The sequence below is a fragment of the Natronomonas sp. EA1 genome (genome assembly GCF_051195035.1).
GTDB lineage: Archaea > Halobacteriota > Halobacteria > Halobacteriales > Haloarculaceae > JBNTJV01.
The window spans coordinates 238,608-263,801 of sequence record NZ_JBNTJV010000003.1; the positions used below are offsets into that span (position 1 = coordinate 238,608).

General features: G+C 67.1%; 26 protein-coding genes. 18 read left to right on the forward strand and 8 right to left on the reverse strand.

The window, feature by feature from the left end; genetic code table 11:
- The first annotated feature begins 1 nt into the window (after nucleotide 1).
- Nucleotides 2-886 (forward strand): phosphatase PAP2 family protein, encoded by an 885-nt coding sequence (locus tag ACQUQR_RS10840; protein ID WP_435196492.1) that lies wholly within the window; start codon nucleotides 2-4, stop codon nucleotides 884-886.
- Between the two features lie 304 nt (nucleotides 887-1,190).
- Here the strand turns inward: ACQUQR_RS10840 and glnA are convergent, their stop codons facing one another.
- A complete protein-coding gene (gene glnA / locus ACQUQR_RS10845) occupies nucleotides 1,191-2,561 on the reverse strand; it encodes a type I glutamate--ammonia ligase (protein ID WP_435196494.1) in 1,371 nt (456 codons plus the stop codon).
- Nucleotides 2,562-2,689: 128 nt separating this feature from the next.
- Here glnA and lrp point away from each other — a divergent pair, with 128 nt between their 5' ends.
- Both lrp and ACQUQR_RS10855 read left to right on the forward strand, forming a co-directional pair.
- Entirely contained in the window at nucleotides 2,690-3,145 is a 456-nt protein-coding gene (lrp, locus tag ACQUQR_RS10850) for an HTH-type transcriptional regulator Lrp (RefSeq protein ID WP_435196496.1), read from the forward strand.
- Between the two features lie 86 nt (nucleotides 3,146-3,231).
- Nucleotides 3,232-3,621, forward strand: coding sequence for a DUF6276 family protein (locus tag ACQUQR_RS10855; protein ID WP_435196497.1), 390 nt, complete (start codon nucleotides 3,232-3,234; stop codon nucleotides 3,619-3,621).
- Between the two features lie 22 nt (nucleotides 3,622-3,643).
- Here the strand turns inward: ACQUQR_RS10855 and prf1 are convergent, their stop codons facing one another.
- Nucleotides 3,644-4,888 (reverse strand): peptide chain release factor aRF-1, encoded by a 1,245-nt coding sequence (gene prf1 / locus ACQUQR_RS10860; RefSeq protein ID WP_435196498.1) that lies wholly within the window; start codon nucleotides 4,886-4,888, stop codon nucleotides 3,644-3,646.
- A gap of 159 nt (nucleotides 4,889-5,047) precedes the next feature.
- Here prf1 and ACQUQR_RS10865 point away from each other — a divergent pair, with 159 nt between their 5' ends.
- Nucleotides 5,048-5,179, forward strand: a complete 132-nt coding sequence (locus ACQUQR_RS10865; protein ID WP_435196499.1) for a hypothetical protein — start codon at nucleotides 5,048-5,050, stop codon at nucleotides 5,177-5,179.
- A 5-nt stretch (nucleotides 5,180-5,184) separates the two neighbouring features.
- Here ACQUQR_RS10865 and argS read toward each other — a convergent pair whose 3' ends face one another.
- Nucleotides 5,185-6,936, reverse strand: a complete 1,752-nt coding sequence (gene argS, locus ACQUQR_RS10870) for an arginine--tRNA ligase (protein WP_435196500.1) — start codon at nucleotides 6,934-6,936, stop codon at nucleotides 5,185-5,187.
- A 119-nt stretch (nucleotides 6,937-7,055) separates the two neighbouring features.
- On the opposite strand from argS, the gene twy1 reads away from it, so the two are divergent.
- From twy1 to ACQUQR_RS10890, 4 genes are all read left to right on the forward strand, one after another.
- The gene (gene twy1, locus ACQUQR_RS10875; RefSeq protein WP_435196501.1) at nucleotides 7,056-8,024 is read left to right on the forward strand and encodes a 4-demethylwyosine synthase TYW1; all 969 of its coding nucleotides are present in this window, start codon (nucleotides 7,056-7,058) and stop codon (nucleotides 8,022-8,024) included.
- Between the two features lie 144 nt (nucleotides 8,025-8,168).
- The gene (locus ACQUQR_RS10880) at nucleotides 8,169-8,864 is read left to right on the forward strand and encodes a DUF120 domain-containing protein (RefSeq protein WP_435196502.1); all 696 of its coding nucleotides are present in this window, start codon (nucleotides 8,169-8,171) and stop codon (nucleotides 8,862-8,864) included.
- Entirely contained in the window at nucleotides 8,851-9,525 is a 675-nt protein-coding gene (gene ribB / locus ACQUQR_RS10885) for a 3,4-dihydroxy-2-butanone-4-phosphate synthase (RefSeq protein WP_435196503.1), read from the forward strand. Before ACQUQR_RS10880 ends, ribB begins: the two co-directional genes overlap by 14 nt.
- A gap of 44 nt (nucleotides 9,526-9,569) precedes the next feature.
- Entirely contained in the window at nucleotides 9,570-10,505 is a 936-nt protein-coding gene (locus ACQUQR_RS10890) for a branched-chain amino acid transaminase (protein ID WP_435196504.1), read from the forward strand.
- A gap of 201 nt (nucleotides 10,506-10,706) precedes the next feature.
- On the opposite strand, the gene ACQUQR_RS10895 is transcribed toward ACQUQR_RS10890, so the two are convergent.
- Nucleotides 10,707-12,272, reverse strand: coding sequence for a DUF4382 domain-containing protein (locus tag ACQUQR_RS10895; RefSeq protein ID WP_435196505.1), 1,566 nt, complete (start codon nucleotides 12,270-12,272; stop codon nucleotides 10,707-10,709).
- A 150-nt stretch (nucleotides 12,273-12,422) separates the two neighbouring features.
- Here ACQUQR_RS10895 and rnz point away from each other — a divergent pair, with 150 nt between their 5' ends.
- Genes rnz through ACQUQR_RS10910 form a run of 3 tightly spaced genes read left to right on the forward strand, consistent with a single transcriptional unit; the run spans nucleotide 12,423 to nucleotide 15,554 of the window.
- Nucleotides 12,423-13,346, forward strand: a complete 924-nt coding sequence (rnz, locus tag ACQUQR_RS10900) for a ribonuclease Z (RefSeq protein ID WP_435196506.1) — start codon at nucleotides 12,423-12,425, stop codon at nucleotides 13,344-13,346.
- A gap of 49 nt (nucleotides 13,347-13,395) precedes the next feature.
- Nucleotides 13,396-15,378: a DUF460 domain-containing protein gene (locus ACQUQR_RS10905; RefSeq protein ID WP_435196507.1), complete on the forward strand. Its 1,983-nt coding sequence runs from the start codon at nucleotides 13,396-13,398 to the stop codon at nucleotides 15,376-15,378.
- Complete coding sequence (locus ACQUQR_RS10910; RefSeq protein ID WP_435196508.1) at nucleotides 15,375-15,554, forward strand: hypothetical protein; 180 nt, start codon at nucleotides 15,375-15,377, stop codon at nucleotides 15,552-15,554. Before ACQUQR_RS10905 ends, ACQUQR_RS10910 begins: the two co-directional genes overlap by 4 nt.
- Here ACQUQR_RS10910 and ACQUQR_RS10915 read toward each other — a convergent pair.
- Nucleotides 15,551-15,739 carry a DUF7470 family protein gene (locus ACQUQR_RS10915; RefSeq protein WP_435196509.1) on the reverse strand — a complete coding sequence of 63 codons (189 nt, stop codon included), beginning with the start codon at nucleotides 15,737-15,739 and terminating at the stop codon, nucleotides 15,551-15,553. The two genes, ACQUQR_RS10910 and ACQUQR_RS10915, sit on opposite strands and share 4 nt — an antisense overlap.
- Nucleotides 15,740-15,780: 41 nt before the next feature.
- Nucleotides 15,781-16,848, reverse strand: a complete 1,068-nt coding sequence (locus tag ACQUQR_RS10920) for a zinc-dependent alcohol dehydrogenase family protein (protein ID WP_435196510.1) — start codon at nucleotides 16,846-16,848, stop codon at nucleotides 15,781-15,783.
- Nucleotides 16,849-17,027: 179 nt separating this feature from the next.
- Here ACQUQR_RS10920 and eif1A point away from each other — a divergent pair, with 179 nt between their 5' ends.
- The 7 genes from eif1A to thsA all read left to right on the forward strand — a co-directional run bounded on the left by eif1A (nucleotide 17,028) and on the right by thsA (nucleotide 23,001).
- Nucleotides 17,028-17,324, forward strand: coding sequence for a translation initiation factor eIF-1A (eif1A, locus tag ACQUQR_RS10925; RefSeq protein ID WP_435196511.1), 297 nt, complete (start codon nucleotides 17,028-17,030; stop codon nucleotides 17,322-17,324).
- Nucleotides 17,324-18,166 carry a serine/threonine-protein kinase Rio1 gene (gene rio1 / locus ACQUQR_RS10930; RefSeq protein ID WP_435196512.1) on the forward strand — a complete coding sequence of 281 codons (843 nt, stop codon included), beginning with the start codon at nucleotides 17,324-17,326 and terminating at the stop codon, nucleotides 18,164-18,166. The genes eif1A and rio1 overlap by 1 nt, the downstream gene beginning before the upstream one ends.
- A gap of 128 nt (nucleotides 18,167-18,294) precedes the next feature.
- The gene (locus ACQUQR_RS10935; RefSeq protein WP_435196513.1) at nucleotides 18,295-19,155 is read left to right on the forward strand and encodes an ArsR/SmtB family transcription factor; all 861 of its coding nucleotides are present in this window, start codon (nucleotides 18,295-18,297) and stop codon (nucleotides 19,153-19,155) included.
- 25 nt (nucleotides 19,156-19,180) lie between these two features.
- Nucleotides 19,181-19,672 (forward strand): GNAT family N-acetyltransferase, encoded by a 492-nt coding sequence (locus ACQUQR_RS10940; protein ID WP_435196514.1) that lies wholly within the window; start codon nucleotides 19,181-19,183, stop codon nucleotides 19,670-19,672.
- Nucleotides 19,673-19,780: 108 nt separating this feature from the next.
- Complete coding sequence (locus ACQUQR_RS10945) at nucleotides 19,781-20,494, forward strand: hypothetical protein (RefSeq protein ID WP_435196515.1); 714 nt, start codon at nucleotides 19,781-19,783, stop codon at nucleotides 20,492-20,494.
- Nucleotides 20,495-20,636: 142 nt separating this feature from the next.
- The gene (locus ACQUQR_RS10950; protein ID WP_435196516.1) at nucleotides 20,637-21,194 is read left to right on the forward strand and encodes a KH domain-containing protein; all 558 of its coding nucleotides are present in this window, start codon (nucleotides 20,637-20,639) and stop codon (nucleotides 21,192-21,194) included.
- 136 nt (nucleotides 21,195-21,330) lie between these two features.
- Nucleotides 21,331-23,001 carry a thermosome subunit alpha gene (thsA, locus tag ACQUQR_RS10955; protein WP_435196975.1) on the forward strand — a complete coding sequence of 557 codons (1,671 nt, stop codon included), beginning with the start codon at nucleotides 21,331-21,333 and terminating at the stop codon, nucleotides 22,999-23,001.
- Nucleotides 23,002-23,101: 100 nt separating this feature from the next.
- Here thsA and ACQUQR_RS10960 read toward each other — a convergent pair whose 3' ends face one another.
- Both ACQUQR_RS10960 and ACQUQR_RS10965 read right to left on the reverse strand, forming a co-directional pair.
- A complete protein-coding gene (locus ACQUQR_RS10960; protein WP_435196517.1) occupies nucleotides 23,102-24,367 on the reverse strand; it encodes a hemolysin family protein in 1,266 nt (421 codons plus the stop codon).
- A 43-nt stretch (nucleotides 24,368-24,410) separates the two neighbouring features.
- The gene (locus tag ACQUQR_RS10965; protein WP_435196518.1) at nucleotides 24,411-25,100 is read right to left on the reverse strand and encodes a V-type ATP synthase subunit D; all 690 of its coding nucleotides are present in this window, start codon (nucleotides 25,098-25,100) and stop codon (nucleotides 24,411-24,413) included.
- Nucleotides 25,101-25,194 lie beyond the last annotated feature (94 nt).

The window sequence follows — 25,194 nt, forward strand, 5'->3', positions numbered from 1 at the left end:
CATGGGACACGGCATCGGTGAGGAGGCGTTCGTCGAGGCCGTCCCCGACGCGATCTACCTCCTCTTCGCGATACTCACCCAGCTCGGCGACGTCTGGTTCTACGTCCTCGCGCTCACGCTCGCGTACGCGCTCGGGGAGACGATAGACGAGGACGCGCTCTCCCGCGAGCGCGTCGCCGTCGTGATGGCCGTCGCGCTCGGGGCCATCGCCGTCTCCGCGCTGTTGAAGGAGACGTTCGCCCACCCGCGGCCCCCGGGTGCGGGCTCGCTCCGGGAGATCGCGTGGCTCCCCTCGATACTCGTCCCCCTCTTTGCCGACTTCGCCACCGCGGACGGCTTCTCGCTCCCCTCGGGCCACGCCACCGGGAGCGCCGCCACCTACGGCGCGGCCGCGCTCCTCCTTCGGTACGGCCGTGACCGAATCCGGTATCTCCTCGCCGGCCTCGCCGTCCTCGTCATCGCCGCCTCCCGCGTCGTCATCGGCGTCCACTATCTCGGCGACGTGCTGCTGGGCGTTCTCGCCGGGAGCGCCTACCTCACCATCGTTTACTGGGCCACCGACCGTGGCGCGCGCGTCAAACGCGCGTTCTCCTTGGCCGTCCTCGTCGCCGCCGTCGGCGCGGCCGCCCACTTCTCCTTCGAGACGATAGCCGCGCTCGGGGGCGCGCTCGGCGGGCGCGTCGGCTGGACGCTGTTCGGCCCGCGCGCCACGGAGGGCACGGTCACCCGCCGCGAGGGCACGCTCGCCGCCGCCATCGCTATCCCCGTCGGTGGCGGCCTCGTCGGCGCGGCCTACGCTCTCGACGCACCTGTGTCGGGCTTCCTCGGGAGCGCGCTCGGTATCGCCGTCATCCTCAGCGCCCCGCTCGTCGCGCGGCGGCGCTGAGCCGTCGCTCCTCGGTTTCTGAGCCCGCCCCAAGCGGGGCGGGCGGACACTCGCGGGAGCACGACCATCGCGAGTGCCGGGCGCAGGGCTGAGCCCTGCACGATGCACGGAAAGAAGGACGCGCACGGAGCGCACGTCGTGACGGGGCGGTCTGCGGTCAGGCGCGAGCATCCGAGCGAGCGCGGGGCACTCGCTCGGTTCCCCGACTCAGCCCGACGGGCTGAGTCGGCCTTTTTTGGTCCAGCTTTTTTGGCGGGGGTTGAGCGCGCCGGAGGCGCGCGAACCCCCCGTGAAAAAAGGTGGGTTAGAAGGTCTCGAGGTACTTCTCGAGTTCCCACTCGCTCACTTCGATGAGGTACTCCTTGAACTCGGCCTTCTTCGCCTCGACGAACTTCGGCCCGATGTGGGGGCCGAGCGCCTCGTAGACGGCCTCGTCGGACTCCAGCGCGTCGACGGCCTCGCCGAGGTTCGTCGGGAGCGTGGTGATGCCGTACTCCTCGCGTTTCTGTTCGTCGAACTCGTAGATGTTCTCGCGGACCGGGTCGGGGCAGCTGAGCTCCTGTTCGATGCCGTCGAGACCGGCGTGGATGAGAACGGCGAGCGCGAGATACGGGTTACACGACGGGTCGGGGAAGCGCGCCTCGATACGCGAGGCGGCCGGGACGCGCGCGGCCGGCTTGCGGATGAGCGCCGAGCGGTTGCGGTCGGACCAGGCGACGTAGACGGGGGCCTCGTAGCCGGGGACGAGCCGCTTGTAGCTGTTGACCGTCGGGTTCGTCACGGCCGCGAGCGCGGGCGCGTGATCGAGGATGCCGGCGGTGAACTGCTTGGCCTCCTCCGAGAGGTTGAACTCGTCGTCGTCGTCGTGGAACGCGTTCTCGCCGTTCTGGAACAGCGAGATGTGGGTGTGCATCCCCGAGCCGTTGATGCGGGCGATGGGCTTGGGCATGAACGTCGCGTGGAGGTCGTGCTGCGCCGCGATGGCGCGGACGACGGTGCGGAACGTCGCGACGTTGTCGGCCGTCGAGAGGGCGTCGTCGTACGTGAAGTTGATCTCGTGTTGCCCCTCGGCGACCTCGTGGTGGGAGGCCTCGATGTCGAAGCCCATGTCCTCCAGGCCGTAGATGATATCGCGACGCACGTCGGAGGCGAGGTCCTTCGGCGCGAGGTCGAAGTAGCCGCCGGCGTCGTTGGTCTTCGTCGTGGCGCGCCCGTCCTCGTCCTCCTCGAAGAGGAAGAACTCCGGTTCGGGGGCGGCGTTGATGTCGTAGCCCATCTCCTCGGCACGGGCGATGGCCTGCTTCAGGATGTAGCGCGGGTCACCCTCGAACGGCTCGCCCGTCGAGGTGTTGATGACGTCACAGATGAGGCGTGCGGAGGCGTGCTCCTCGGTGTTCCGCCACGGGAGCACGGCGAACGTCTCCGGGTCCGGCTTCAGCCGCATGTCCGACTCCTGGATACGGACGAACCCCTCGATGGAGGAGCCGTCGAAGTAGATCCCCTCGGTGAACGCCTTCTCGGCCTGGTCGGCCGGGATGGAGACGTTCTTTACCGTCCCCAGAATGTCGGTGAACTGGAGCCGGAGGAAGTCGACGTTCTTCTCCTCGATCTCGTCGAGGACGTCCTGTGCAGCCGCGGAGAGGCCACCGTCGGTGGCAATAGTGTCGGTTGACATCGTTCTTGGACACCTGTTCCGTTGAAGCCTATTACTAAAGCCCTGTTGTTCTGTGCAAGCCTCACCGCTCTTCCGCGAAAATTGGATGTTCGTAAAATTCTAAAGGGTGGGGGACGGTAGGGGAACTAATGACGTACGAAAATCTCGATGAGAAGTTGGTGAACGCGCTTCTGAACGACGGTCGGGCCTCCCTCCGCTCCCTGGCCGAGCAGCTCGGCGTCTCCGTGACGACGGTGTCGAACCACCTCTCGGACCTCGAAGACCAGGGGATCATCAAGGGGTATACCCCCATCGTCGACTACGGCGAGCTGGGCTACGACGTGACGGCCATCATCCAGCTGAAATGCGAGGGCTCCGCCCTCCCGGACATCACCGAGCGCCTGCGCGAGCACAAACAGATGGTCTCCGTCTACGAGGTGACGGGGAACCACGACGTCATCGCCATCGGGAAGTTCACCGACACGGACCACATGAACAGCCAGATCAAGGAGCTGCTCATCGACCCCGACATCAAGGAGTCGAACACGAGCGTCGTGCTCAACACGGTAACGGAGAACGAGCAGTTCGAGCTGGACTACGAGTAGCTCGGAACGCCTCGCGTACGCGCGGCCGGCTCGCTGCGGTCGAGCCGCTTCTATACGCTTTTCCGCGTCCTCGTCGAACCTCGAGTATGCACTGTTCAGCCTGCAACGGCTCCGCCGTGAGCTTCGACGTGCCCGAGGAGCTCCGGGCGTACGCCCCCGACGAGACCGACACCGCCGCGTTCTGCACCCGCTGTCTGCGCGTCGAGCCCTCGGAGACGGGCGGGAGTCCCGACTTCACCCTCATCTCCGATGAGTTCCCCGCGGACGCAGACAGCGCCATCCCGCTCGCGCTCGCCATCGGCCAACTCGGCTCGCTCGCGCTCAACCGCCGGAGAATCGAGGCGCTCATCGAACGCGTCGAGAAGAACGGGACGGACGCGCTGCTCGTGCTCGACCGACTCAACGCACAGGGGAACACCGCGCCGCACTTCGACGTGCCGCGCCGACGGGCGCAGTTGGAGCAGCTCAGGGAGTAGAACGCGAGACGAGAGAGCGGGCTTAGACGCCCGTCGAGTACCGCAGAATGCCGGCGACGCCGCCGAACGCCGTCATCAGCTGTTCACCCTTCTCGAAGTCGGTGGAGATGAACTTCGTCTCGGAGCCGCGCTGTTCGGCGAGCTCCATCAGATGCTCGATGACGTCCTCGCGTTCGCCGTCGGCGACCGTCTCACCGCATTTCGTACACTCGTGCTCCGGGGTCTTGTGCCGGCGGTCGACGACCTCGCGTTCCTCGTGGCCGTTCTCGCAGGTGTAGGTGATCACGTCCTGCCGGAGGTCCTCCGAGAGGAGCAGGCGGTCGACGGCACCCATCATGAGGTTCTTGCGGGTGGCCTCGAAGCCGTAGGTGGCCTGCTTGCCGTTGTGGAGCTGCTCGAAGAACTCCTCCATCTCGGCTTTGTCCTTCATGATCTCCGTCTCCGCGAGCACGTCCTGTGCCGCGTCGACGAGGTCGTAGAGACCCGACTCGTCCGTGTAGGAGACGTCGAACTTCCCGAGGACGATGTCGCCGAGTTCGTGGTGGAGGTACTCACCGTCGATGAACTCGTCTTTCGTGGGCGACGGCCCACCGACGAGCACGCCGTCCATCTCGTGGCGCTTGGGGACCATCAGGTCGTTCGCCATCTCCGCGACCTCCTGATAGAAGTTGTCGATGGCCTCTAAGCGGAGGCGGGCGAACCGCTGGGCGGACTGGCCACCTTTCCGCTGCTTGCCGGGGACGAGCGACGACGCGCTCTTCACGGGCTCGACGCGTTTCCCCTTCAGCCAGCCGACGTTCGCCTCACGCCGGTCGAGGACGATGAGGCCGTAGAGCCCCTTGTCCTCCAGCATGTGCTCTAAGGGTTCGGTGAGGAACGCGGAGTCGCAGTGATATCTAAAGGACTCGACGGGGTCCGGCGGGCTCTCCAGCACGCGCGTCACCATATCCGTCTGGCCACCGCCGGCGTCGATGGCGCCCGAGAAGAGGACCATCCCGTTTTTCGGCGGGGTCTTGTAGTAGCGCAGGCGGTCCTTGATGGAGGTGAGCGCGTCCTGGACTGCCGTCCGGGTCTGCTTGGATTTGATGTTGGAGGCCTCGGAGTGCTCCTGGGTGACGTGGGCGACCACGTCGCTGATCTGTCGGTCCTCGGGCACGTAGATACTCACCAGCTGGGTCCCGGAGCCGGAGTAGTCCTGTAGCTCCTCGATGACCTTCTGGAACTCGTATCGTTGCCGTTCGGACTGTTCCGCTTCCGTCTCGCTCATTGCCGGTGCTAAGTTCAAGAGGGGTAAGTATGTGTTGACCGACGCGTGCGCGTGACTCCACGGCCCCGCGGTCGCCCGCAAGCGGGGAGCACACGGCCCGGGAGGACCCACCGGGAGAATCCAATAGTCGTTTAACCCACGGCGTTGCAACCCACGCACATGGCCGAGTCCGATTCGTCAGTCAAGCTCTCGTGGATCGTCATCTTCCTGCTTCTCACCCTGGGACTGGGTGCGGCCGCCGTCCTGTTCGTCGGCGGGTCGCTCATCTCCGGGTTCATCCCCCCGCTGTAACCGGGTTACATCGACTCGGGGGCCGCGACTCCGAGCACACCGAGGGCGTTCGCGACGGTGGCGCGGGCCGCGGCCACGAGCGCGACGCGCGCCTTCCGGAGCTCCTCGTCCTCCGCCGAGAGCACCGGGCACTCGCGGTAGAACGTGTTGAACTGCTCCGCGATCTCGCGGGTGTAGGTGGCGACCTGATGGGGCTCCAGCTCGTCCGCGGCTTTGTCGACGACGCCGGGGAACCGCGCGATGACGCGCAGCAGGTCGCGTTCGGCCTCGGTGTCGAGCAGCGTCGAATCGACCTCGTCGGGGAGCTCTCCCGCGTCGTCGAGGATGCCACAGCAGCGCGCGTGGACGTACTGAACGTACGGCGCGGACTGCGCCTCGAAGTCGAGCGCCTGGTCCCAGTCGAAGGTGATGGTCTTCGTCGGCTGCTTGGAGACGATGTCGTAGCGGACGGCCCCGATGCCGACCTGCTCGGCGATGCGGTCGATATCGTCACTGGAGAGGTCGTCGTCGCGCTGGCGGGTGTCGAGGCGTTTTTCCACCTCGTCGCGGGCGCGGGAGACGGCCTCGTCGAGGAGGTCGTCGAGGTCCACGCCGGTGCCGCGACGGGTGGACATCCCCTCGCCGCCCGGGAGGTTCACCCACGAGTAGAACGTCGAGGTGAGCTGGCTGGTGTCGTTGCCGAGGAGTTCGAGTGCGGCGTCGAGCTGTTCCGCCTGCAGTTTGTGGTCCTCGCCGAGCACCGTGACCGCGCGGTCGTAGTTGGCGAACTTCCACTCGTGGTGGGCGAGATCGCGGGTCGTGTAGAGTGAAGTCCCGTCCGACCGCAGGAAGACGAGGTTCTTTTCGATGCCGAACTCGTCCAGCTCGAGCTGCCACGCCTCCTCCTCGTACACCGCCTGGTCGAGTTCCTTCAGCCGCTCGACGAGGTCGTCGGTGGAGCCGTCGCGCATGAACTGCGACTCCTTGACGAAGCGGTCGAACTCCGCGGGGAGGCGGGCGAGACACTCGGTCATCCCCGAGAGCACCTGGTCGACCACCTCGGCGACGCGCTCGAACGTCTCCTCGTCACCTTCTTCGAGGCCCTGCATGATGGCCTCGATCTCGGCTTCGGCCTCGGAGACCTTCGCGGGGTCGCCGTTCTCCAGGAAGTCGTTCCCCTTCCGGTAGTAGCGCACGAGGTCGTACTCGATGCGGTCGCGGGCCGGCTCCTCTTCTAAATCGGACTCGTCGAACGTCTCGTACGCCCAGGTGAAGACGGCGACCTGCCGGCCGGCGTCGTTCACGTAGTAGTGGCGCTCCACGTCGTAGCCCGCGGCGTCGAGGAGGTTCGCGATGGCGTCGCCCGTGATGGGGTTGCGCGCGCGGCCGACGTGGACCGGGCCGGTCGGGTTCGCGGAGGTGTGTTCGACGACGACGCGCTCCTCGCGCGAGTCGAGGTGGCCCCACGTCTCGTCGGCGGTGTTGACCGTGTCGCCGAAGTAGGCCTCGCTCGGGAGGAAGTTGATGTACGGCCCCTGGGTCTCGACGGTGCCGATGTACGTTTTGTCGCTGATATCGAGTGCCTCGGCCACCTCGCTCGCGACCTGCGGCGGCGGGGCTTCGGCGACGCTGGCGAGGCGGAACGCCGCGCTGGAGGCGAGCACCGCGTCGACGTCCGCGGGAGGCTGTTCGATGCCGAGGTCGTCGGTCGGGTAGCCGCACGCCGAGAGCGCGTCGGCGAGGGCCGTCTCGACCTCGTCACGGAAAGCGATGAACATGGCTGTGGGTTCACGGCGTCGAATAAAGGGGTTTCCGAAGCGGGTCGGCTCGCGGCTGTGGGTGCATCGCGGCGCGGACAGGTGACAACGTTTTCAACACTCCCCCTCCACCCTCGGGTATGAGCGACTCGGGGCCCAAGCAGGTGGATTCGCCCGACTACCACCACGTGAACCACACGGCGGCGCAGACCTGCGGGTGGACCGCCAACGCCCTCCGGGGGGAGGGGCGGTGCTACAAGAACCACTTCTACGGCATCCAGTCTCACCGGTGTATCCAGATGACCCCCGTCGTGAAGTGCAACGAACGGTGCGTCTTCTGCTGGCGCGACCACGCCGGCCACTCCTACGAACTCGACGGGGTGGAGTGGGACGACCCCGAGGCCGTCGTGGCGGCGAGCATCGAGCTCCAGCGCAAGCTCCTCTCCGGGTTCGGCGGGAACGAGGAGGTCCCCGAGAAGGTGTTCGAGGAGGCGATGGAGCCCCGGCACGTCGCCATCTCGCTCGACGGAGAGCCGACGCTCTACCCGTATCTTCCCGAGCTCATCGACGCGTTCCACGACCACGGCATCACCACCTTCCTCGTCTCGAACGGGACCGACCCCGAGATGCTCTCGCGGTGTGACCCCACGCAGCTCTACGTGAGCGTCGACGCGGCCGACCGGCAGACGTTCCAGCGAACCGTGAACGCCGTCGAGGACGACGCGTGGGACCGGCTCATCGACACGATGGACGTGCTCGCCGAGAAGGAGGAGACCCGGACCGTCCTGCGAACGACGCTCGTGAAGGGCGTGAACATGCACACCCCCGAGTGGTACGCGGGGTTCTACGACCGCGCGGACCCCGACTTCGTCGAGCTGAAGGGGTACATGCACGTCGGCCACTCGCGCGGGCGGCTGGACCGCGACGCCATGCCGTATCACGACGAGATCCGGGCGTTCACCGAGGAGGTACAGGAGTACCTGCCCCAGTTCCCCGTGCTCCGCGAGGTCGAAGCCTCCAACGTCACCCTCCTCGCACAGGACGAGGACACGTGGGTTCCCAAGCTGAAGGGTGGCAGCGACTTCTGGGCGGAGAACCCCTACGCCTGACTCACCCCCTCTGCCCCAATCGAGGGGTTCATCACGGACCCGTGCTCAGTCACGGATACGGAACGGTTCTCCACCATTTATCACGTTTTCGTGATGCGTGCCACATTCGTTACGCTTATCCGGTGGACTTGCTAATTCGTGGGCATGGCAGAACAGGTCGCGTCCGTCGGCCCCGCCGAGCTGGCGACGCTCAAGCACCTCGCGCTGGAGGGCGCCCTCGACGCGCGGACGACGGTGACGTGCGCCGCGCTGGCGGCCCGGCTCGATGCCTCGAACCAGACCGCCTCGCGCCGGCTCCAGCGACTGGAAGACGCCGACCTCATCGATAGGGAGATCGTCGGCGACGGCCAGCGCATCACCATCACGGAGGCGGGCGAGCGCGCCCTCCGCCGCGAGTACGAACTCCTGCGGCGCGTCTTCGAGCGCGATTCGGCCGTGACGCTCACCGGCGTCGTCACCTCCGGGATGGGCGAGGGCCGACACTACATCTCCCTCTCGGGCTACAAACGGCAGTTCATCGATCGCCTCGGCTACGAGCCGTTCCCCGGCACGCTGAACGTCGATCTGGACGACGCGAGCGTCGAGGCCCGCGCCCGCATGGACGCGCTCGACCCCGTCCGCATCGACGGCTGGGAGGACGACGAGCGGACCTACGGCCCCGCCTTCTGCTGGCCCGCGACGGTCGAACACGACGGCCAGCGCTACGAGGAAGCGCACGTCGTCGCGCCCGAACGGACCCACCACGGCGCCGACCAGCTCGAACTCATCGCCCCCGACAAACTGCGCGAGGAACTCGCGCTCGAGGACGACACGGAGGTGACCGTCCATGTCGGAGAGTGACGTGACCCGCGGGGACGGGGTCACCGCCGTCGAGCGCGCCGTCGCCGCCTTCGAGCGCGGCGAGCCCGTGCTCATCCACGACGCTGCGGACCGCGAGGGGGAGACGGACCTGGTGTACCCCGCCGCGAGCGTCGATAGCGAGGCCGTCCGCCGGCTCCGCAACGACGCGGGTGGGCTCATCTGCGTCGCGCTCTCCGATCGGGTCTCGGAGACGTGGGAGCTCCCCTTCCTCCAGGAGACCATCGACCACCCGCTGGCCGGTGACCACCAGCTCGGCTACGACGAGCGCTCCTCGTTCTCGCTGACGGTGAACCACCGCGACACCTTCACCGGCATCACGGACGACGACCGGGCACTCACCATCTCCCAGCTCGGCGAGGCGGCTCGCGCCCCCGAGGGCGTCGACTTCGCCGGCGAGTTCCGCGCGCCGGGACACGTCCACCTTCTGCGTGCGGCCCCGAACCTCCTCGCCGACAGAGAGGGCCACACGGAGCTCGGTATCGCCCTCTCCGAGGCCGCGGGCACCGAACCCGCCGTCGTCGTCTGCGAGATGCTCGACGACCGGACCGGCAAGGCGCTCACCCCCGCCGACGCCCGCGCGTACGCGGATCGCCACGGCTTCCCCTACGTCGAGGGGGCCGCGCTCGTCCGCGACCTCTGAACGGAACCGCCAACACTCATTATCGATGCCCCCAATCGGCACCTATGAGCTTCGCCGATATGGACGTCGATACGATCTGGATGGACGGCGAGTTCGTGGACTGGGAGGACGCCCAGATCCACGTGCTCTCCCACGCGCTCCACTACGGGACGGGTGTCTTCGAGGGCATCCGCTGCTACGACACCGAGGACGGCCCCGCAGTCTTCCGGTTCGACGAGCACCTCGACCGGCTCTACGAGTCGGCGAAACCCTACAATCTCGACATCCAGCACACCCCCGAGGAGCTGAAGGAGGCCACGCTGGAACTCATCCGCCGGCAGGACATGGAGTCCTGCTACATCCGGCCGCTGTCGTTCTTCGGCTACGACTCGCTTGGCGTCTCCCCGAAGAACTGCCCGACCCGCACGATGGTCGCCTGCTGGCCGTGGGGGACCTACCTCGGTGACGAGGCGCTGGAGAAGGGCGTCGACGTGATGGTCTCCTCGTGGCGGAAACACTCCTCCTCGCAGATCCCGACGAACGCGAAGGCGACCGGCCCGTACATCAACAGCCTGCTCGCCGGCGAGGAGGCCCGCTCGAACGGCTACGTCGAGGCCATCGTCCTCAACAAGGAGGGGAACGTCGCGGAGGGCCCCGGCGAGAACATCTTCATGGTGAAAGACGGGGAGATCTACACTCCCGGGCTCGCCCAGTCCATCCTCGACGGTATCACCCGGAAGACGGCCATCACGCTCGCCCGCGAGAAGGGCTACACGGTCCACGACGAGGCCGTCATCTCCCGGAGCCAGCTCTACACCGCCGACGAGCTGTTCTTCACCGGCACCGCCGCCGAGGTGACGCCCATCAAGACCGTCGACGACAACGAGATCGGCTCGGGCACCCGCGGCCCGGTGACGAAGGACATCCAGCAGACGTTCTTCGACCTCGTCGAGGGCCGGCTCGACGGCTACGACGAGTGGTTCACCTACGTCGACGAGTAGTCCCTCCCCGTTTTCCGTTTTTTCACCCCCAGAGCCGCGGCTCCGGAGGTTGAAATACCAGAAGGAAGCAGCGTCCCCGTGACCTGAACTCGGTCACGGCGCGCGAGCGGGGGTCGCCCCGCGATCACGGGTGTGCGACGGCGCGCGTCGTGTGCGGTGGTCCGTCGCCTGTTCGCTCTCGGCTGTGCTCAGTGCGAGCCGTTACGCCGGCGTCGGCGTGGCCGTCTCGGTCGTGTTCGCGCCCTGCTCGCTCGTGCCGTCGTTCGATCCGTCGGCGGTCGGCGTCGGCTCCTCCTCACCGAACTCGACGGCCAGTTCGACCTCGGCGCCCTGGTAGGTGACGGTCACCTCGACCTCCTCCGCGTCTTCGGGGACCGCGACGGTTACCGTCCCGTTCGCGTCGGTCGTGTAGTCCGTCCCGTCGTAGGTGACCGTCGCGTTCTCGGCAGCGGAGCCGTTGTAGCGCACGTCGACGGTGGCGTTCTTGCCCGCCGTGACGGTGCCGACGAAGCTAGCGGTGAGGTTCCCCGCCGCCTCCTCGTCAGCCTCGTCGTCTTCGACGGGCTCGCCGTCACGGTCCACCTTGTCGATGGGAACGTCCGTGCCGGACTCGCTCACGACCGGCTTGATGTTGTAGCTCCCCGAGTTGCCACGCTTCACGACGGTGATGTCGTAGACGAAGTCCACGTCCTCACCGGCGGTCACGTTGAACCGCTCGTTGATCTGGAGCTTCGAGGAGGGGAGCTTCACGTCGGTCGTCTCGCCGTTCGTGAGCGTGCCGTCCACGTCGCTTACGTAGACGAACACCTTGTCGTACGACCCCTCCGAGATGTTCACCTCGGAGAGTAGCGTGGCGTTGTTCCCCTTCAGCGTCGTGAGGTCGACGGTCCCGTTGTCGACGGCGTACTCACGCCAGCCGTCCTCGCCGTGGACGCCGATCTCGGTGACAGTGACGTTCAGGTGGGCGAAGTCGTCGATGGCGTTCTTCTCGTCGGAGACGTAGAAGTTCATCGACGCCTGCCCGTTAGCCGCGGCACCCTCGGAGTCGTTCTCGGGCGTCTCGCTCGGCTCGGGCGTCCCCTCGTCCTCGTCAGCGTCCTCGGCATCGTCCGACTCGTCGTCGACGTCCTCGATGGGGACGTCCGTGCCGGACTCGCTCACGACCGGCTTGATGTTGTACTTCCCGGAGTTCCCGCGCTTCACGACGGTGATGTCGTAGACGAACTGCACTTCCTCGCCGTCACCGACGGTGAACGCCGTGTTGATATGCATCTTCGAGGAGGGGAGTTTCACCTCCACCTGCTCGCCGTTCTTCAGCGTCCCCTCCACGTCGCTCACGTACACGAACGCCTTGTCGTACGTTCCGTTGGGCACGCCGAACTCCGTCAGCATGGTGGCGTTCGCGCCCTTCAGCTCGGTGAGGTCGATCGCCCGGTTGTCGACGTCCTGTTCGACCCAGCCAGTCTCGTCCTCGTCATCGGCTTCCGTGGCCTCGGTTTCAGTCTCCGTCTCGTTTTCCACCTCCGTCTCGTTCGGTGTCTCGGTTTCCGCGTCGTCCGACTCGTTCGCGTCGGCCTGGTGGAGGCCGACCTTCGTGATCGTGACGTTCAGGTGCTCGAAGTCGTCGATCGCGTTGTTCTCGTCGGAGACGTAGAACTGAATCGTCCCCTCACCGCCGGGCGCGTTCGAGCCCGGAGAGACCGGGGCCGAACAGCCGGCCAGCACGAGCATCGCCGTGAGGGCGATGGCAAGCAGTGGTCGTGTCATCACCAGTGGATACTGGCAGAAGGCGTGTTAAGCCCGGTGGCCGTTCGGGTGGGTTCAAACCACCACACGGGAGCGCGATAAACGGTATGAACGACGCGAACGACGCGTTCCGACAGCCGTTTATCCGTCCCCCGTCGAACCCGAGTATAGATGTCCTTGCGCGTGACGTTTCTCGGGACCAGCGGGGCGATTCCGACCACGACGCGGAACACGAGTGCCGTGTTCGTCCAGCGGGAGGGCGACCGCTTCCTCTTCGACTGCGGGGAGGGGACCCAGCGCCAGATGATGCGGTTCAACACCGGCTTCACCATCGACCACGTCTTTCTCACCCACACCCACGGCGACCACGTGCTGGGGCTGCCCGGCCTCCTCCAGACCCTCGACTTCAACGACCGCGAGGAGCCACTCGCCATCCACACCCCCTACGGCACGCGCAAGCTCGTCGAACGGCTCACGCGCGTCACCGGCGCGAGCCCCTCCTACGCCGTCCGCGTCAACGAGGTCCACCCGGGCGACACCGTCCTCGACAGCGGGGAGTACACCGTCGAGGCGTTCGAGACGGACCACCGCGCCCGGTCGGTTGGGTACGCGCTCGTCGAGGAGGACCGCAAGGGGCGTTTCGACCGCGAACGGGCCGAGGAGCTCGGCGTCCCGGTCGGCCCGGCGTTCTCGAAACTCCACAACGGCGAGCCCGTCGAACTGGACGACGGGAGCGTCGTGCAGCCGGAACAGGTCGTCGGCGAGCCCCGTCCCGGCCGCACGGTCGTCTACACCGGCGACACCCGACCCACGGGCGCGACCGTCGAGACCGCCGACGGGGCCGACCTGCTCATCCACGACGCCACCTTCGCCGAGGACCGGGCCGAGCGGGCGGGGATGACCGGCCACTCCACGGCGAAGCAGGCCGCGGAGCTGGCGAACCGCGCCGACGTGAAGCGGCTGGCGCTCACCCACGTCTCCTCCCGGTATGCGGGCCGGGAGTCCGTGATCCAGCGGGAGGCCCGCGAGGTGTTTCCCGAGGCCTTCCTCCCGGACGACGGCGACGACCTGGAGGTACCGTACCCGAGCGACTGAGCCCGAAACCGGCAGGCAATTTATCTCTCGGCGTTTCCAAAGACACCCCGTGAGCACCCGCACGCGTGCGCTCGATGCCGTCGTCTTCGGCGTCGACGTACAGAGCGGCGACGTTCGCGGCGACGCGCCCTCCTACGCCGTCGTCGCCTTCGACGGGGAGCACCTCGACCGCGACGTCGTCACCCACCGCAAGCTCCGACGGCTCATCGACCGCGAGGAGCCCGGTATCGTCGCCACCGACAACATGTACGAGCTGGCGGCCGACAAGGACGCGCTCGTCCACTTCCTGCGTGAGTTGCCCAGCGAGACGAAGCTGGTACAGGTCACCGGCGCCGAGCGCCCGGAACCCCTCTCGCGGGTCGCGGGGCGCCACGGCGTTCCGTACGGCAAGAAGCCGATGAAGGAGGCGGAGGCCGCCGCCCGACTCGCCGCGGCCAACGTCGGCCACGAAGTGTCGGCGTTCACCGACGTCACGGAAATAAAGGTCTCGCGGGGGCGCTCGACTGGAAAAGGGGGGTGGAGTCAGGACCGGTACACGCGACGGATTCACGGGAACGTCAAGCGCGCGGCCCGCGACATCGAGTCGGACCTGAAGGAGGCGGGTCTGGAGTTCGAGAAGGACGTGACCGAAAAGTACGGCGGCTACTCGCAGGCCCGCTTTCGTGTTCACGCACGACCGAGCGAGATTCCCGTTTCGCGGGGACGAGCCGGTGACGTACGTGTGGAAATCGAGCGTGAACGGCGCGACGGCATCGAGTTCCAGCCGCTCGTCAAGCGCCGGGACCACGTCATCGTCGGTATCGACCCCGGCACCACGACCGCGGTGTCCATCGTCGACCTGGACGGGAACGTCCTCGACACGCTCTCGACCCGCACCGCGGATACGGCCGCGGTCATCGAGTGGATCATCGAGCGCGGGCGGCCGCTGCTCGTCGCCGCGGACGTGACCCCGATGCCCGAGACGGTCGAGAAGTTCCGTCGGAGCTTCGACGCCGCGGGGTGGGCGCCCGAGACGGATCTCGCCGTCGACAGCAAACAGCACCGCACCCGCGAGGTGGGGTACGACAACGACCACGAGCGCGACGCGACGGCCGCGGCGCTGTTCGCCTTCGACGCCCACGAGGACCAGTTTTCCAGGATCGCCCGGAAGATCCCCGCACAGTTCGACCGAGGGGAGGTGACGGCCCGCGTGCTTCGCAACGAGGAGCCCGTGGAGGCCGTCATCGACGATTTGACCGAGGACGAGTCGGGCGAAGAGGAGGAGTCCACCGAGCACACCCCGCGTGAGCTGACGGCGGAGGAGAAGGAGATCAAACGCCTTCAGTCGCGCATCGAGCGGCTGGAGGGCCACGTCGAGGACCTCCGAGAGACGGTGACGGAGAAGACCGAACGCATCGCGGAGTACGAACAGAAGCTCTCGCGGGCGCGCTCACAGGAGCGCCAGGAGGTGCGCGAGCGCCGCGAGGTGAGTCGCCTGAAACGCGAGAACGAGCGGCTGAAAGGGGAACTGGAGGAGGAGCGGCAGGCGAACGAGCAGTTGGAAGGGAAGCTCGAACGCCTGAAGGAGCTGTGGAAGCTCGACCACTCGAACTTCGCGGACGTGGCGGAGGGGCGGAACCTGGTCCCCGTCAAACCCATCGACCAGTTCACGACGGGGGCCATCGAATCGGCCCAGGAGGCCTACGGCATCGCGTCGGGTGACGTGGTACTCCTGCGGGACGCCTCGGGGGCGGGGAAGGCCACCGCCGAACTGCTGGCCGACTGCGAGCCGCGGGTCGTCCTCCGGCACGGCCAGCTCTCCGAGCAGGCCGATGCCGTGCTGTTCGACCACGGGATCCCCGTGGGTTCCGCGGAGGAGGTGTCGATACAGGAGATCGACGAGCTCGCCGTCGCCAGCGAGAGCGACGTGGAGGAAGTCATCGACGACTGGGAGGCCCGCGCGGAGGAGCGCCGGAAGGCGGAGCAGTCCGAACAGCTCGACCAGCTCATCAGCGAGCACCGGGCCGAGCGCCGGAAGGAGCAGCGCGGATGAGCACGCTGGACGCGCTGGTCGTGGTGTACCTGTTCGCGCTGGGGCTCGGTATCGCCGTGGCTGCGGGCGTGTATCTCACCACGGACGACCCCGCCCTCGCACGCTCCCGGGCGCTCCGGGCGCTCGCGTGGGGCGTGGTGGGGCTGTTCCCCGTTCCCTTGCTCGTGTACCGTTAGAGCATCCCGCCCATCCCCATCGAGTTGAGGAGGGAGCCGACCAGCCCTTTCACCGTGAGCGCGAGACCGACGAGCACGAGCGCCATCCCGCCGGCGACGACTGGGGCTTTCCACGCGACGATGGCGAGGCCGGCGACGAGCAGGAGGAGGCCGGCGACGCCGATGGTACCGAGTTTGTCGAGCATACTCGGGCCTGTCGCGGTTCGGGCTTAAAAACGGTGATTCCTCAAAAGGAGTTGCAGACCGGAATCCCGACCGTGTCGTACTCCCCCATCGAGGCGATGGTGTCGGGGACCTCGTCGAGCGAGATCGTTTCGGAGACGATCTTCCCGGGTGAGAGCTTCCCGGTCGCCATCATCCGGAAGATCTCGTCGTACTCGTGGGCGGGCATCCCGTAGGAGCCGAGGAACTCGCGTTCGTCGAAGACGATCTGGTCGACTGGCAGGGAGACCTCCCCCTCCTCCTCGCTCGTGGTGAGGCCGATCTGGAGATGCTGGCCGCCCTTCCCGATCGAGTTGATGGAGTTGCGGCAGGTGGCGGCGATGCCGAGGGCGTCGACCGACACGTCCGCGCCGCGCGAGCGCGGGGTGTGTTTCTTGACGGCCTGCGGGACGTCCTGCACCTCGTCCACCGTCACCGTCTCGTCGGCGCCGAGTTCGACGGCCTTGTCGAGGGCGGCCTGTTTCACGTCGACGGCGATGACGTTCGCGCCGAGCGCGTCCGCGACGTGGATCGCGGAGAGGCCGACCCCGCCACAGCCGTGGACGGCGACCCAGTCCCCTGGCGCGATATCGACCCGGTGGGCGATGCCGTGGAACGCCGTGGCGAACCGGCAGCCGAGACCCGCCACGTCGACGGGATCCACGCCGTCGGGAATCTTGACGAGGTTCGTGTCCGCGTAGCGGACGGGGTACTCCTCCGCGAAGGCGCCCTTCGAGAACTCCACGAACCCCATCGGGACGGAGCGCTCGCAGGTGTTCTGGTGGCCCTGTTTGCAGCGGTGGCAGGTGCCGTCCGCGAGGTTGAACGGGTTGGTGACGCGGTCTCCTTCCGAGAAACCGGAGACGTTCTCGCCCACCTCGACGATGCGCCCGACGGGTTCGTGCCCGAAGATGAGCCCGGGCGTGGACATGACGCCGATCCACGACCAGTCACCCTGCCACGCGTGCCAGTCCGACCGGCAGACGCCGCAGGCTTCGGTCTCGACGACGACCCCCTCGGGATCGCAGTCGGGGCGGTCGACCTCCTCGACCGTGAGCGGTTCACCGGGGCCATGAAAGACGACGGCTCGCATGCCCCGGAGTTCCGAGCGGGTGAGTATAACTGTTGGTACCCGGTCGCACAGTCCCCACGCGAAGGACGGAATCCGGTGACGGCGTGGATGACGAGAGCGAAGCCGGCGGCTGTGGACCTGCGGCGGCCGAAACCGGGCAGTTTACAAGAGTTATACGTCTCCCTCACGAACGAACGCACATGAGCGAGAACGAAGGTGGACGGCAGAACCTCCGGATGCCCGACGAGGGCGAGGTGTTCGCCATCGTCACGGAGATGCTCGGGGCGAACCGCGTGAAGGTACGGTGCATGGACGGGCAGACACGGACCGCACGCATCCCGGGCCGGATGCAAAAGCGCGTCTGGATCCGCGAGAACGACGTGGTGCTCGTCTCGCCGTGGGACTGGCAGGACGAGAAGGGGGATATCGAGTGGCGCTACGACAAGCAGGCCGCGGACCAGCTGCGTGAGGAAGGCCACATTCAGGACTCCGTCTGATGGGGGACTACGACCTCCTCGCCGACGCCGAGGGCACCCCCGGTGACGAGTGGGAGGAGATCGACGTCACCGACACCGAAGCCGACCGGATCGCCCGCAAGCGCGACCGGCAGTTCCTCGAGTTCACCGAGCGCATCAAGGACGCAGACCAGTTCAAAGTCGAGGACTCCGTCTTCGACGAGGCCACCCTGGGCGCGCTCTACAAGCTCGTCCAGGACGGGCATATCGACGCCTTCGGCGGCCCGCTCTCGACGGGGAAGGAGGCGAACGTCTATCTCGCACAGGGGCCCGACGCCGAAGTCGCGGTGAAGATCTACCGGATCAACGCCTCCGACTTCCGCGCGATGCGCGACTACCTCGACGGCGACCCCCGGTTCGAGGGGATCGGCTCGGACAAGAAGAAGGTCGTCGTCGCGTGGACGAAAAAGGAGTTCGCGAACCTCTCGCGCGCTCGCGACGCGGGCGTGCGCGTTCCCGACCCCATCGCCACGGAGCGGAACGTCCTCGTGATGGAGTATCTCGGCCAGGGCGACGACCGCGCCCGCCGGCTGAACGAGGTGGAGGTGGAGAACCCCCAGGTGGCCTACGAGGTCGTCCGCGAGTACATGCGACGGCTCCACCGCGCGGGGCTCGTCCACGGCGACCTCTCGGAGTACAACATCGTCGTCCACGAGGGCGAACTCACCATCCTCGATCTGGGTCAGGCCGTCACCGTCCACCACCCCAACCACCAGGAGTTCCTCGAGCGCGACTGCCGGAACGTCGCGGCCTTCTTCGCCCGGCAGGGGGCCGACGCCGACGCGGACTCGCTGCTGGAGTTCGTCACGAGCGAGGGCGAGTGAAGCGAGCCCTCGGAATAGCGAACGGGGAACGAAGTGACCCGTGAGCCGCGAGGGCGAGTGAAGCGAGCCCTCGGAATAGCGACGAAGAGGAGTAACGGCTTTCACCGCTGGCGACCCCCTATTTCCGAATGAGCGACACGATTCACGTCGAGCACCGCCCCCCGGAGGCGGTGTTCGCCCTGCTCGGCAACGAGACCCGCGTCGACATCCTCCGGGCGCTCGCCGAAGCCGACGGTCCCCGAAGCTTCTCCGCGCTCCGCGAGCGCGTGGGAATGCGCGACTCCGGGCAGTTCAACTACCACCTCGGAAAGCTCGTCGGCACCTTCGTCACCGACGGCGAGGCGGGGTACGAGCTCTCGATGGCCGGCCGGCAGGTCGTCGGGGCCGTCATCGCCGGCACCTACACCGCCGAGGCCACGATGGAGCCCATCGCGGTGGACGACCCCTGTCCGACGTGCGGGAAACGGCCCCTCGTCGCGACCTACGAGGACGAGCACGCGCGCCTCGAATGCCCGACCTGCGAGGAGTGGCAGAACCGCTTCGGCTTCCCACCGGGGACGCTCGACCAGTACGCCCCCGAGGAGCTCCCGGCGGCGTTCGACCGCTGGATGTACAGCCTGTTCGAACGCATCACCTCCGGGTTCTGTGCGAACTGCGCCGGGCGACTCGCCGGCGTGCTCGACACCGAGGCGGACCCGTTCGTCATCCGCTGGATCTGCGAGCGCTGCGGTGACGAGGCGCGCTCGTCCGCGACCTCCCCCCTGCTCTACCATCCGGCGACGCAGGGGTTCTTCTACGACCACGGCATCGACCCGACGGCTACCCCCTCGTGGCGGCTCGTCTCCATGCGGGACATCGCGGAGGAACGCACCGACGACGGCCGGGTGGCCGTGACCATCACCCTCGACGGGGACACCCTCAGCGCCCACATCGAGACGGACGGGACGGTGACTGACGTGGAGCGCTCCGACCGTGACCCCGCAGGCTGATTACGCGTCACCCCGGAGTGGGGATATGCCCATCCGACCCGCCCGAAGCGAGGATATCGACGCCATCCGCGCGGTGACCCGCGCCGCGTGGGAGGCCGCCTACGCCGGCTTCATGACCCACGACGCGCGCGAGGAGGCGCTCGAGGACGGCTACGACCCCGAGTTCCTCGAACGAGTCCTCGAGGAGCGCGACGACCTCCTGTTCGTCGTCTACGAGCGCGACGGCGAGGTGGTGGGGTTCGCCAGCGCCCAGCAGACCTGGGCCGACGAGGTGGAGCTCCACACGCTGTTCGTCCACCCCGACCACTGGGAGGCGGGCGTCGGCTCCGAACTCCTCGGGACCGTCGCGGACTCCGCGGAGGCGAGCGGCGTCGACCGCATCCGTGCCGCCGTGTTCGCGGAGAACTACGTCGGGCAGGGGTTCCTGCAGGCGAAAGGGTTCGAGGAGATCGACGAGGACCGCCGCGAGATGGCGGGGGTTCCGTACCGCGAACTCGTCTTTGAACGGTCCATCTGAGTTCATTCCGTTCAAACCCCCGAAAACGGGCTCGAACGGCCGAAATCGATGAAACAGCGCTGAACGGCTGACCCGGTTTATGGGGGTGTCTCGACTACGAGGGAGTGCATGAAGACGAAAGCACTCGCGGTTGCCCTCGCGGCGATGCTGACCGTCGTCGGCGGGGCGGCCGCCGTGAGTAGTACCGGTTCGGTGTCGGACGCCGAGACCGGTGGGACCGCACAAGCCGCGGCGAACGCTGACGTGAGCGCGACGTACGACAACGGCACCGTCTCGCTCACCGTGACGAACGACGGCGAGGCCGTCTCGAACGCCTCGGTGTACGTCGACGACGAGCGGGTCGGCACCACCGACGCGAACGGCACGCTCACCTTCGAGCACACGGGCGAGGAGGAGCTCGAACTCGAACTCGTGAGCGACGCGTTCACGGGCGAACAGGAGTACGCGGTCGAGAACGGCTCGCTCGTCCTCCTCGAGGAGGAGTTCGAGTACCCCGGTGAGGTCGAGGAGTCCGAGGGGCCGAACGAGCACGCCGACGACGAGGCCGAGGACGGTGCCGAGAACGCCGACGACGAGGACGCCGAGGCCGACGACGAGGCCCACGAGTCCGAGCGGGCTGAGGAACACGAGCACGACGACGACGACCACGCCGCTGACGAGCACGACGACGACGACTCGGAGGAGGCTGACGACGAGGACAGCGACGAGGCCGACAGCTCGGCAGACGTCGAGGCGAACGCGCAGGCCGACGCTGACGCGAACGTCGACGCCGGCACGTCCGTCTCCGCGGGCGTGAACGCCATCGTCTCGCTGTTCGCGTAACGGCACGTGAAACGGGCAAACGGAGGCACCCACAGCGCGCGGGGGACGGCTGCCAGCCGGGTGACGCCGCGCGCCACTACGTCACATCCCCTGTTTTCGGTAGGAACGAACGCTTAACCGTCCGTAGTGAATACGGGCGATTATGCAACACGTGACGATTCCGCAGGACCGTATCGGCGTCCTCATCGGCGAAGGTGGGGCGACGATGCGGGAGATCGAATCCCGTGCGGAGGTCCGTCTCAACATCGACTCCGAGACGGGGTCGGTCGAAGTGGAGAGCGTCGGCGACCCCATCACGGCGCTCAACGGTCCGGACATCGTCCGCGCCATCGGCCGCGGCTTCGCCCCCGAGGACGCCCTCACCCTCCTGGAGGACGACCTGACGATGTTCGACCTCCTCGACCTGGACAAAGCGACCCGCAACAAACGCGACCTGAAACGGAAGAAGGGCCGACTCATCGGCGAGAACGGCCGCACCCGCCAGCTGATGGAGGAGCTCTCCGGCGCGAAGGTCGTCATCTACGGCTCGACGCTCGGCATCATCGGCACGCCCGAGCAGGTCGAGGCCGTCCGGTCGGCGACGGACATGATCCTCGACGGCGCGCCTCACGGCGCGGTCTACTCCTTCCTCGAACGCAAGCACAACGAGATGAAATCCGAGACGCTCGGCTACCACGAGTTCGGCGCCGGCGAGCGGTGAGCCCGTAAGTACCCCGCCCGATTTGTGCTAGCAGTTCACACGATAATCGCTAGCCTGCGGCGGGTTCGAGTATTCCCGTTAGGGAAATGTTTATATAGAATCGCATACAATCGTTCGACTGACTATGGCTCAGCAGATGGGTAACCAACCCCTTATCGTACTCTCGGAGGACAGCCAGCGAACCTCTGGCCGTGACGCCCAGTCGATGAACATCACGGCGGGGAAGGCCGTCGCCGAGTCCGTCCGTACCACACTCGGCCCGAAAGGGATGGACAAGATGCTCGTCGACAACTCGGGCAACGTCGTCGTCACGAACGACGGCGTCACCATCCTGAAGGAGATGGACATCGAGCACCCCGCGGCCAACATGATCGTCGAGGTCGCGGAGACGCAGGAGGACGAGGTCGGCGACGGCACCACCACCTCCGTCGTCATCTCCGGTGAGCTCCTCGCGAAGGCCGAGGACCTGCTGGAGCAGGACATCCACGCCACCATCCTCGCACAGGGGTACCGGCAGGCCGCCGCGAAGGCGAAGGAGATCCTCGAGGAGATCGCCATCGACGTCGAGCCCGACGACGAGGAGCTCCTCCAGAAGATCGCCGCGACCGCCATGACCGGCAAGGGCGCGGAGAACGCGAAGGACCTCCTCGCGGGGCTCGTCGTCGACGCCGTCCTCGCCGTCGCCGACGAGGACGAGATCGACACGGACAACATCAAAGTGGAGAAGGTCGTCGGCGGCTCCGTCGACCAGTCCGAGCTCGTCGAGGGCGTCATCGTGGGCAAAGAGCGCGTCCACGACAACATGCCCTACTTCGTCGAGGACGCCAACATCGCGCTGCTCGACACCGCGATCGAGGTCAAGGAGACCGAGATCGACGCCGAGGTCAACGTCACCGACCCGAGCCAGCTCCAGCAGTTCCTCGACCAGGAGGAGAAGCAGCTGCAGGAGATGGTCGATCAGCTCAAAGCGGTCGGCGCCGACGTCGTCTTCTGCCAGAAGGGCATCGACGACATGGCCCAGCACTACCTCGCGAAGGAGGGCATCCTCGCCGTCCGCCGCGCGAAGAAGTCCGACATGAAGGCGCTCGCCCGCTCGACGGGCGGTCGTATCGTCTCCAGCGTCGACGACATCACCGAGGATGACCTCGGCTTCGCCGGCTCCGTCGCCGAGAAAGAGATCGGCGGCTCCACCAAGATCTTCGTCGAGGACGTCGAGGAGGCCCGCGCGGTCACGCTCGTCCTCCGCGGTGGGACGGACCACGTCGTCGACGAGGTCGAGCGCGCCGTCGAGGACTCGCTCGGCGTCGTCCGCGTCACCCTCGAGGACGGGAAGGTCCTCCCCGGTGGCGGCGCCCCGGAGACCGAGCTCGCGCTCGGCCTGCGTGACTACGCCGACTCCGTCGGTGGGCGCGAGCAGCTGGCCGTCGAGGCGTTCGCCGACGCCATCGACGTCATCCCGCGCACTCTCGCGGAGAACGCCGGGCTCGACCCCATCGACTCGCTCGTCGACCTCCGCCAGACGCACGACTCCGGTAACACCACGTTTGGCCTCGACGCCTACACGGGCGACGTGGTCGACATGGAGGCCGACGGCGTCGTCGAGCCGCTCCGCGTCAAGACGCAGGCCATCGAGAGCGCCACCGAGGCCGCCACGATGATCCTCCGCATCGACGACGTCATCGCCGCGGGCGACCTCAAGGGTGGCCAGAGCGGCGACGACGGCGGCGACGACGAGATGCCGCCGGGCGGCGGTGGCATGGGCGGCGGCATGGGCGGTATGGGCGGCGGCATGGGCGGCATGATGTAAGTTCGGTTTTACGTCACCACCCACCACCGACCCACCCCCGCACCGCACACCTGAAAACGAGTATTCTTTCGACGCGACGACGAGAGCGACGCGTCCGACGCTACTCCGCCAGCGACGGCTCTCCCTCTTCGCGCTGGATGAAGACGCGAACCACGCGGTTCCCGACCACGCCCGTCACCGTCATCGCCACGCCGTCGATGGTCACCGTCTCGTCCACCTGGGGCACGCGGCCCAGCGTCTCCACGACGAGCGCCGCGACCGTCCCGCTCTCCGGCGCGGGGAGTGCTGTCCCGATCGCCTCGTTCACGGCCTCCACGCGGGTCTTGCCGCGCGCGCTCACGCTGCGGTCGTCCACGCGCACGAGCGTCCGCGGCTCCCCCACGTCGAACACGTCCCCCACGAGCTCCTCGACGATGTCCTCCGCGGTGACGAGCCCCTCGACCGCGCCGTACTCGTCGAAGACGATGGCGAGTTCGAGCCGCTCTTCTTGAAACTCCGCGAGCAGGTCGTCCACCTCCCGCCCCTCGAACACGTGGAGGATGGGGACGAGGAGGTCGCTCCCCCCGACGGTGGCCTCGGGGTCGGCGTTCACGAGGTCCCGGAGGTCGACGTAGCCGACCACGTGATCCTCCGTCTCCTCGTACACCGGCACCCGGGAGAGCCGCGCGTCGCCGCAGACCTGGATCGCGTCCGCGACAGTGGTCCCTTTCTCGATACTCACGAGGTCCGCACGCGGAACCATCACGTGGCGGACGGGCACCGAATTGAATCGAAAGACCCGCTGGATGAGCGTCTGCTCGTCCGCGTCGATGACGCCGAGTTTGCTCGCCGTCCCGACGAGCGCCGCGATCTCCTCTCTCGTCACCGAGGGGGGTTCGATCTCCTCGTCCCCGCCGATGACCCCCGAGAGCGCCTCGTTCACCCGGTCGAACGCGATGACGAGCGGGTAGAGCAGGACCTGCAACGCCGCGACGGGGCGGGCCACCCGCCGGGCGAGCGACGGGGCGTTCGCCACGCCGTACGACTTCGGGAGGATCTCGCCGAACAGGAGGACGACCGTCGACCCGACCACCGTCGCGACGAGCGCGACCCGCGAGGGGGCGACGTAGCTCGCGACCAGCGTCGTGACGACAGTCGCGATGGCGATGTTGACGACGTTGTTCCCGACGAGGATCGTAATCAGGAGCCGGTGGGGGTCCTCGTGCAGCCGCGCGACCGCCTGCGACCCCGACCGCTCGTCCGTCCCGAACGACTCCAGCTGTCGGCTATCGAGCGAGAACAGCGCGATTTCGCTTCCCGAGAAGAACGCGGAGAGCGCGAGCAGCCCCGCGACCACGACGAGCCCGACGAGGAGTTCGCTGACCATACCCCCACCTCACAGGCGGGGTGTAAAACAGATGGCGAAAAGGCTAGTCGTCCGCGGGCGTCGCGGCCTCGACCTCGAGTTCGGCCTCCTCCTCCTCTTTGGCCTCCTCCTCTTCCTTCTTCGCTTTGATCTTCTTCATGCGGAAGATCTCCTCACGCTCCTGCTCTTCGAGCTTCTGCTCGATGAACTCCTGAGCCTCGTAGAGCTCGGGGAGGAGCTTGAACTCCAGCGCGTTGACACGCCGTTTGGTCGTCTCGATCTCCTCGATCATCTTCTTCATCGCCGTCTCCACCTCGGCGGCGAGGATGACGTTGGCCAGCAGCTCCTCGTAGGCGTCCGCGGCCTCGTCGATGCGCGCGGAGGTACCGAGCACCCCGTAACCCCGCTCGTCGAGACTCTTTTTCACCTTCGAGGACTCGATCTGCGGCACGACGACGCCCATGATGTTCTTGGATTCCGTCGTGATCTCCGGGTGCTCTTTCAGCGCCGACGCGGCCCCACGAACCGCCACGTCGCCCTCCATCGCGCGCGCCATGTTGATCGAACGCTGGGCGTGCTCGTAGCTGTCGTTCAGGTTCGACCGGACGTCCTGCGCCTGATCGAGGATGTCCATGAACTCCATGATGAGGCCGTCCCGTTTCTTCTCGAGGGTGCCGTGTCCGCGCTCGGAGAGCTCGATGCGATCCTCGATCGCCATGAGGTTCTTCCGAGTCGGTTTGACGTCCTTGGCCATTTGCCGAAGGATTCCTGCCGAAGGGGGTTAGGTGTTTCCGTTCGGGGCCACGCGACGGTCGCCAGCGCCGCCGCTGGGCGGCGTGAAGAAAGGG

Excerpts from the sequence above, each read along its gene's own strand:
- ACQUQR_RS10840 (WP_435196492.1), top strand. The coding sequence starts at position 2 with ATGGGACACGGCATCGGTGAGGAGGCGTTCGTCGAGGCCGTCCCCGAC.
- glnA (WP_435196494.1), bottom strand. The coding sequence starts at position 2,561 with ATGTCAACCGACACTATTGCCACCGACGGTGGCCTCTCCGCGGCTGCA.
- lrp (WP_435196496.1), top strand. The coding sequence starts at position 2,690 with ATGACGTACGAAAATCTCGATGAGAAGTTGGTGAACGCGCTTCTGAAC.
- ACQUQR_RS10855 (WP_435196497.1), top strand. The coding sequence starts at position 3,232 with ATGCACTGTTCAGCCTGCAACGGCTCCGCCGTGAGCTTCGACGTGCCC.
- prf1 (WP_435196498.1), bottom strand. The coding sequence starts at position 4,888 with ATGAGCGAGACGGAAGCGGAACAGTCCGAACGGCAACGATACGAGTTC.
- ACQUQR_RS10865 (WP_435196499.1), top strand. The coding sequence starts at position 5,048 with ATGGCCGAGTCCGATTCGTCAGTCAAGCTCTCGTGGATCGTCATCTTC.
- argS (WP_435196500.1), bottom strand. The coding sequence starts at position 6,936 with ATGTTCATCGCTTTCCGTGACGAGGTCGAGACGGCCCTCGCCGACGCG.
- twy1 (WP_435196501.1), top strand. The coding sequence starts at position 7,056 with ATGAGCGACTCGGGGCCCAAGCAGGTGGATTCGCCCGACTACCACCAC.
- ACQUQR_RS10880 (WP_435196502.1), top strand. The coding sequence starts at position 8,169 with ATGGCAGAACAGGTCGCGTCCGTCGGCCCCGCCGAGCTGGCGACGCTC.
- ribB (WP_435196503.1), top strand. The coding sequence starts at position 8,851 with ATGTCGGAGAGTGACGTGACCCGCGGGGACGGGGTCACCGCCGTCGAG.
- ACQUQR_RS10890 (WP_435196504.1), top strand. The coding sequence starts at position 9,570 with ATGAGCTTCGCCGATATGGACGTCGATACGATCTGGATGGACGGCGAG.
- ACQUQR_RS10895 (WP_435196505.1), bottom strand. The coding sequence starts at position 12,272 with ATGACACGACCACTGCTTGCCATCGCCCTCACGGCGATGCTCGTGCTG.
- rnz (WP_435196506.1), top strand. The coding sequence starts at position 12,423 with ATGTCCTTGCGCGTGACGTTTCTCGGGACCAGCGGGGCGATTCCGACC.
- ACQUQR_RS10910 (WP_435196508.1), top strand. The coding sequence starts at position 15,375 with ATGAGCACGCTGGACGCGCTGGTCGTGGTGTACCTGTTCGCGCTGGGG.
- ACQUQR_RS10915 (WP_435196509.1), bottom strand. The coding sequence starts at position 15,739 with ATGCTCGACAAACTCGGTACCATCGGCGTCGCCGGCCTCCTCCTGCTC.
- ACQUQR_RS10920 (WP_435196510.1), bottom strand. The coding sequence starts at position 16,848 with ATGCGAGCCGTCGTCTTTCATGGCCCCGGTGAACCGCTCACGGTCGAG.
- eif1A (WP_435196511.1), top strand. The coding sequence starts at position 17,028 with ATGAGCGAGAACGAAGGTGGACGGCAGAACCTCCGGATGCCCGACGAG.
- rio1 (WP_435196512.1), top strand. The coding sequence starts at position 17,324 with ATGGGGGACTACGACCTCCTCGCCGACGCCGAGGGCACCCCCGGTGAC.
- ACQUQR_RS10935 (WP_435196513.1), top strand. The coding sequence starts at position 18,295 with ATGAGCGACACGATTCACGTCGAGCACCGCCCCCCGGAGGCGGTGTTC.
- ACQUQR_RS10940 (WP_435196514.1), top strand. The coding sequence starts at position 19,181 with ATGCCCATCCGACCCGCCCGAAGCGAGGATATCGACGCCATCCGCGCG.
- ACQUQR_RS10945 (WP_435196515.1), top strand. The coding sequence starts at position 19,781 with ATGAAGACGAAAGCACTCGCGGTTGCCCTCGCGGCGATGCTGACCGTC.
- ACQUQR_RS10950 (WP_435196516.1), top strand. The coding sequence starts at position 20,637 with ATGCAACACGTGACGATTCCGCAGGACCGTATCGGCGTCCTCATCGGC.
- thsA (WP_435196975.1), top strand. The coding sequence starts at position 21,331 with ATGGGTAACCAACCCCTTATCGTACTCTCGGAGGACAGCCAGCGAACC.
- ACQUQR_RS10960 (WP_435196517.1), bottom strand. The coding sequence starts at position 24,367 with ATGGTCAGCGAACTCCTCGTCGGGCTCGTCGTGGTCGCGGGGCTGCTC.
- ACQUQR_RS10965 (WP_435196518.1), bottom strand. The coding sequence starts at position 25,100 with ATGGCCAAGGACGTCAAACCGACTCGGAAGAACCTCATGGCGATCGAG.